This is a genomic window from Acutalibacter caecimuris, assembly GCF_034335085.1.
In the GTDB taxonomy this organism is placed as follows: Bacteria; Bacillota; Clostridia; order Oscillospirales; family Acutalibacteraceae; genus Acutalibacter; species Acutalibacter caecimuris.
This window is the reverse complement of sequence record NZ_JAWXXJ010000062.1, coordinates 1-4,752: the sequence shown is the minus strand read 5'-3', so window position 1 is coordinate 4,752 and position 4,752 is coordinate 1. Positions and strand designations below refer to the sequence as shown.

Genomic DNA, 4,752 nt, shown 5'->3' with positions numbered 1-4,752 from the left:
CGGATTCCCTTCCTCCTGGAGCCGCCCCCGCAAATACGCTTGGTTATCATCGAAGCACTCGCAGGAATCCGTGCAGGTGATTTCAATGTCGGGAATGGCGGACAAGACCATCATCAGATGCCTTATTTTAATTTCAATATTCGTGTGGGACAGCACTGAGATATTGGTGGGGGACACCAGAAAAAATAAGAGCTCGCCACGGTTTGTAGCAAGCCCGTATCTTGTGAAATTCTGAATACCCATGAGCTCCTGGGCGGAGCGGCCCTTCTTCTTTTTGCCCATGTCGTTACCTCCAATCGTAGATTTGCTGGCTGGAAATGAAATATCGGACGGCATATTTCAGGAAATCCAGCACCGTGGTTTCTTCCATGCGGATGGTAAGAAAGCCGAAACAGAGCGTCGCCGCTGCCGGTACCATGAAGTGGAGCTGTACCAGGGCCAGCACGGAGAGCAGCGCCGCCACGCACAGGATTACGAAATCCCGCAGGCTCCAAAGCCACAGGTTGGCCGTCGCTTTCAGGTTTTGCGGATATAAATAGGTCGTCATTGCATACCTCCCATGACCGGCCCCTCGGATATTTCTTCGCAGAATTCCTGGGGCGTTTGGCCATATTCTTCCTTGATTTTCTCCGTGATCATGTCCTTAATGAGCTGGGCTTCTGCGGGGGTCGGCTCATAGTCAAAGTACGAGAAGCCGTTCTCCCGGCAGATTTCGCACTCAATGCGGAGCGTATCTTCAAAGGGATTGAACTTGCCGTACATATTGAGCCAAGTGCCCACGTCCGCGTCGGTGTGGATGCCAAATTTCTTATCCACATCGAACCAGGTTTCAATATAGACAGTAATTTCCTGCCCGATATCGCAGTCAACATCCATCTCCCGGTCAATGGCGATGTCGCCCCGCTTCAATTCCAGATTATCTTTCATAGGCACCTCACGCTATGGCTTTTGCCACCGACCTGGTCATATTGACCGCCGTGCTGGTGGCATGAACCACGCTCATCATGTTGACTTTTACTGAGCTGTCCAGCCCGAACTGCTGGGCAATCCTCGGTACTTCGCCTGCTGCCAGCATAATGCCAAGGGCCAGCAGCATATTGTCTGAGAAGGTCAGCAGACCAAGGAACAGCAGGGTTGTCTGCAAAAACGCTGTCAGGCACAGCGCAATAATTTGCTTGACCCACTGGTTGAATCCGTCCGTATAGCCCCGAGGAACACTGAACATATAGAGCGCTCCCACCGCCATCTGGATTAGAAGGATGCCCCCGCGCTTGATATTTGCGAAGAAAATTTTCATCACCGTATAGGCAAAAGCTATCAGCGCCAGAAGTTCAAACAACCCGATTACTGTATTTTGGGGCAGTACGAAGTTTGCCGTCAGGATGGCGATGCTCTGCTCAGAAAGTCCTTGCACTTGCTGCCCGGAGAAGATTCTGGTGAGGTCGCCCGCAAAAGTGTTCTGCAAACTGATGCAGAACTTGTACAGCTCCACCGGCAGAATACCTATGAGCGAACAGGCGAAAAAGCCTTTCAGCACATTTATTGCCGTAGTCTTGACACTGGCCCGCCCGGTCTGGTATTCTATAGCCACATCGAAAACAGCTACCACCGTCCCGGCAATGAACAGCGACCAGCCAAACATAGTAAATAATGAGATCGTGGCGCTGACCCAGTTCAGGTCGAAGATATCCGCGCCCATGTTGCCCATCATGGTGAAAAAGTCGCTGGCCGCATCGAATATGGTGTTGTAAAACCAGCGGATCATGGCGTCCCAGATGGCCGCCGAGACCTGCTCTCCAATCGTATCGAACACTCCGCCCACAGCACTTCCGATGCCGCCGAGAATGTCGCCTAACCAATCAAAAATAAGAATCACCACCTAAAAAATGTAAGCAGGAGGGACGCATTGCCCCTCCCACTCCTTGCATATTTTTACAGTATCGTCCAGATATAGAGCGGGGCCGTGAGCGTGAAAATCAGGCAGGCGAACAGAATAGCCGGAGCGGTAAACTCCAGCTGGCCATGCTTGCGATAATCAAAATACGCGCCGCCCACTTTGACGAAAAACAGCACCGCCAGGATCATGTCGATGACGGGGAACACCACATTGTCTACCACCGCCCGGATCTGAGTCTGCGCCGTCGTCCAGGTGCTCTGGATAGCTCCGGCTACGTCGCCAGTTGCCATAGCGGGAACCGCCAGGACCGGTACCAGCAGTGCCGCGAACACAGTACAGAGCAAAAACTTTTTCCATCTTTTTCTCATGCTGAAACATCTCCTATCACCTTTTTGATTTCATGCTCCTTGATGACTTTGACCCTGATATTGAGATTGTGCGCCAGTTTAATTTCTGCTCTCATGCCGTCCGTAGTCTGGTCGCCGAACACCCAAACCTCGTCACAGAACCAGAGGAGGGACAGCCCGGCAGCCATGCCCATCTCCCGCTCCTCCGGGACAGAATCATCCAGACAGAGCGCATAAAAATGCGGGGTGACCGGAGCCGCCCCGCACCTCAGCGCATATTCGCTATAGCGCTTTGCTTTTTCCAGATTGCCCTGCACATCCCCCGCCAGGGGCGCGCAGATATACACCTTCTTCATTACTCACCATCCTGTTCCTTTTTCTTTCTGGTGTAAATAATGACCGCAGCCGTCAACCCGCCCAGAGCAATAGCACCAAGGCCGATCCAGAAACCCATAATGGAGCGGTCACCGGTCTGAGGGTTGCCAGGGTTGGGCGTAGTGGGCTTGCCGGGATTGACCGGTACGATTTTCACGGTCTGGCCCTCGTCGTTGATATCCTCATGGGCCGCGATTTTCACTTCGCCTTGATAGAGCGTTTCAAACACCACGATTTCCGTGGCCTGGGTGATGCCGCTGCCGTCAAAGGTGAGCTTTACTACAGTTTCGCCGTCGGCCTTTTCGGGAGTAAAACAGTTTCAGCCTTGATTTCCTTATCGCCAACCTTGAACGGGTTGCCGGTCGCCTTATCCATGAGAACACCCACCAGCTTGTACTCCGTGCCGGGGGTCAAATTCTTGTAGGACACCACATCGTCGATGGTGATCTCCTTGCTGGGCGCGGCCTCTTTCTTACCGCCGATAGTGGCAGTTGTGCCGATCTCCGGCCTGGTCACAACGATGGTGACGGTCTGTTCCTTGTCGCCAATATCTTCGTGGACAGCAACTTCCTTGCCGTTCAGGGACAGCTTTTCGAACACCACGATATCTGTAGTGGAGTTCACCCAGGAGGTGTCGAAGGGGAAGGAAACAGTGACCTCTCCCTCAGATTTTTCGAGAGTAAACACAACTTCACTGCGGATTTCCTCACCATTTAGCTTGAAAGGTTCTCCCGTGGTCTTATTCATGAGAGTGCCGGTCAGCTTGTACTCCTTACCGGCAGCCAGCCCCTTGTACGAAACAACATCTTCGATAGTGATGAGGCCATCGCCGGATACCTCTTTTTTTCCGTCAATGCTGGCTTTGGTGCCAATGCGCGGCCCGGTAACCGTCACCTTGACAGTCTGCGCCGGGTCTTCAATATTGGCGTGGGCTGCCAACTCGATGCCCTCACGGGATAGGCTCTCAAAGGCCACAATCTCCGTGGAATCCACCAGCCCGGTGGTGTCAAATGTGAACTGTACTACAGTTTCGCCGTTTGCCGTTTCGGGGGTAAAGGTGCTTTCCGCGTGGATCTCCTCGCCGCCAACCTTGAGGGCCTCGCCGGTGTTCTTGTCCATGAGGATGCCGAAAACGCTGTACTCCTTGCCAGGAGTCAGGTTCTTGAAAGCCACCACATCGTCGATAGTAACCGGGCCGTCGACGGTGACTTCTTTTTCTTCTCCAATGGTGGCCTGGGTGCCGATTTCCGGGACATGGACAGTCACCGTCTGGGATTCATCCTCAATATCTGCGTGGACAGCCAACTCCCGGCCATCCTGATACAGATTCTCGAATACTACGATATTAGTATCGGCTTTAATATATTTCGCGTCAAACTCAAACAGAACCGTTACCGTGCCGCTGGAGTTCTCCGGGGTAAATACGGTTTCAGAGCGCACCTCTGCACCATTGATTTTCAAGGGTTCATCGGCTGCCTTGTCCATAAGCACACCCTTGACCGTATACTCCTTGCCAGGCACCAGATGGGTGTACTCCACTACATCCTCTAAGGTGAATACTTCGGTTGCATTGACTTCCTTCTCGCCGCCGATGCTGGCGGTCGTGCCCAACTCAGGCACTTTATCGTTGACCACTGTAATCTCAATAAGCTGTTCGTCCCGCTCCACCTGCACATGGTGAATGTCGGTGTTGGGAAGATACCCCTCGGCAGGCTGCAGCTCCCGGACGATCCAGTTGCCCAGAGGGACATTTTCAAAGCTGAACACACCTTCCTCATCTGAGGTAGCGGTCAGTATGGCGGTGTCGGAGGTGAACTGTAGTACATCTGGACGGAACAAGCCAAACAGAGCACCGGCGATAGTTTCCTGATTCTCCCGGTCGATTTTCAGGCCCTTGATGCTGCCGTAGATGAGCTCGTTATCGATAGGTTCGCCGTCGTTCAGGGCAACCTCCACCAGGGCAACATCCTGCCCAGCATACTCGAACATAACCGGGTACACAGTATCAGGCAAAGTGTAGTGCTTGTCGGTGCTAATCTCTTTGACATAGTAGCTGCCCAGAGGCAGGTCGGTGGCAAACACAGCGGAGCCATCTTCAGCACAATTTATGGTTTCAATCAGCCCATCAGCGGG

At 53.0% G+C, this 4,752-nt stretch carries 6 protein-coding genes and 2 pseudogenes; all 8 read right to left on the bottom strand.

Annotation, left to right across the window (positions count from 1 at the left end):
* Window positions 1-282, bottom strand: a pseudogene (locus U8U01_RS16975) (hypothetical protein); the annotation flags it as partial.
* Between the two features lie 4 nt (window positions 283-286).
* Window positions 287-547: a hypothetical protein gene (locus tag U8U01_RS16970; protein ID WP_322176775.1), complete on the bottom strand. Its 261-nt coding sequence runs from the start codon at window positions 545-547 to the stop codon at window positions 287-289.
* Entirely contained in the window at window positions 544-927 is a 384-nt protein-coding gene (locus U8U01_RS16965; RefSeq protein ID WP_322176774.1) for a hypothetical protein, read from the bottom strand. The genes U8U01_RS16970 and U8U01_RS16965 overlap by 4 nt, the downstream gene beginning before the upstream one ends.
* Window positions 928-934: 7 nt before the next feature.
* Window positions 935-1,813 carry a conjugal transfer protein TrbL family protein gene (locus tag U8U01_RS16960; RefSeq protein WP_322176773.1) on the bottom strand — a complete coding sequence of 293 codons (879 nt, stop codon included), beginning with the start codon at window positions 1,811-1,813 and terminating at the stop codon, window positions 935-937.
* Window positions 1,814-1,932: 119 nt separating this feature from the next.
* Window positions 1,933-2,265, bottom strand: a complete 333-nt coding sequence (locus U8U01_RS16955) for a DUF3852 domain-containing protein (RefSeq protein WP_304433190.1) — start codon at window positions 2,263-2,265, stop codon at window positions 1,933-1,935.
* A complete protein-coding gene (locus tag U8U01_RS16950; RefSeq protein ID WP_322176772.1) occupies window positions 2,262-2,600 on the bottom strand; it encodes a DUF7768 domain-containing protein in 339 nt (112 codons plus the stop codon). Before U8U01_RS16950 ends, U8U01_RS16955 begins: the two co-directional genes overlap by 4 nt.
* Window positions 2,600-2,872 carry an LPXTG cell wall anchor domain-containing protein gene (locus U8U01_RS16945; protein ID WP_322176776.1) on the bottom strand — a complete coding sequence of 91 codons (273 nt, stop codon included), beginning with the start codon at window positions 2,870-2,872 and terminating at the stop codon, window positions 2,600-2,602. Before U8U01_RS16945 ends, U8U01_RS16950 begins: the two co-directional genes overlap by 1 nt.
* A 6-nt stretch (window positions 2,873-2,878) precedes the next feature.
* Window positions 2,879-4,608 (bottom strand): annotated as a pseudogene (locus tag U8U01_RS16940) (VaFE repeat-containing surface-anchored protein); the annotation flags it as partial.
* Window positions 4,609-4,752 lie beyond the last annotated feature (144 nt).

What these genes read in the sequence shown, in the direction of transcription:
- U8U01_RS16950 (WP_322176772.1), bottom strand. Translation starts at nt 2,600, where the DNA reads ATGAAGAAGGTGTATATCTGCGCGCCCCTGGCGGGGGATGTGCAGGGC.
- U8U01_RS16965 (WP_322176774.1), bottom strand. Translation starts at nt 927, where the DNA reads ATGAAAGATAATCTGGAATTGAAGCGGGGCGACATCGCCATTGACCGG.
- U8U01_RS16955 (WP_304433190.1), bottom strand. Translation starts at nt 2,265, where the DNA reads ATGAGAAAAAGATGGAAAAAGTTTTTGCTCTGTACTGTGTTCGCGGCA.
- U8U01_RS16970 (WP_322176775.1), bottom strand. Translation starts at nt 547, where the DNA reads ATGACGACCTATTTATATCCGCAAAACCTGAAAGCGACGGCCAACCTG.